A 717-nucleotide genomic window follows, 5' to 3' on the forward strand; every position below is an offset into this window, starting at 1 on the left:
CTGTAGCAGCCGTTATGACGAGAGTCACGGCGGCAGCTGGCGCGGCTATAGCGAAACCGGCTATGCCAGCTATTATGCCGACCGCTATCACGGCAAAAAGACCGCCAGCGGCGAGTTATATCGTAACAACCTCAATAGCGCCGCCCATATGGAATTGCCCTTTGGCTCCATGGTACGTGTTACCAACCTCGCCAACGGCAAGAGCGTAGTGGTCAAGGTCAATGACCGCGGCGCCTTTAAAAACGGGCGTATTATCGATCTCTCCAAATCTGCCTTTAGCACCATCGGCAATATTCGCGACGGGATTATCAAAGTAAAGGTTGAGGTGCTGTGACCACTTACGATGTCGCAGAGTTTGGTGGAATATGATGGGCTCTGCAGATCGTAATGTCCTTGCAGCAGATGGCGGCTTTAAACATACACAGGGATGAATAAAGCATGACTATGGACATTTTCGCGTTTCGCAAACAATGGCGCATGACGAAGGCACGTATTCAAGCCACCTGGTTCTGGCGTGTGTTCGGCGTCCGTGCCATGCAGAAATGGTGGACCAAGTTTCTGGTGGCGGTAGCCATCATGGCTGGCTTCTGGAGCCTTTTTTCATACGTTCAATCACTTAACCCCGCCTTACCGCTGGAACAGTTGACGAAAAATGAAGGGGTGCTTGTGCATAATGCCAGTCAGTTAAGCCTGACTGGCATTGTTTTTATTGGCTTT

General features: G+C 50.9%; 2 protein-coding genes. Both read left to right on the forward strand.

Features of this window, described 5'->3' with window-relative positions; translation table 11 throughout:
- On the forward strand, positions 1 to 334 hold a 334-nt coding region (locus L972_RS12475; protein ID WP_047438585.1), incomplete at its 5' end, for a septal ring lytic transglycosylase RlpA family protein.
- Between the two features lie 104 nt (positions 335 to 438).
- A partial coding sequence (locus L972_RS12480; RefSeq protein WP_047438587.1) for a hypothetical protein occupies positions 439 to 717 on the forward strand: 279 nt, incomplete at its 3' end.

This window comes from Aeromonas sp. ZOR0001 (assembly GCF_000801015.1).
Lineage (GTDB): Bacteria > Pseudomonadota > Gammaproteobacteria > Enterobacterales > Aeromonadaceae > Aeromonas > Aeromonas veronii.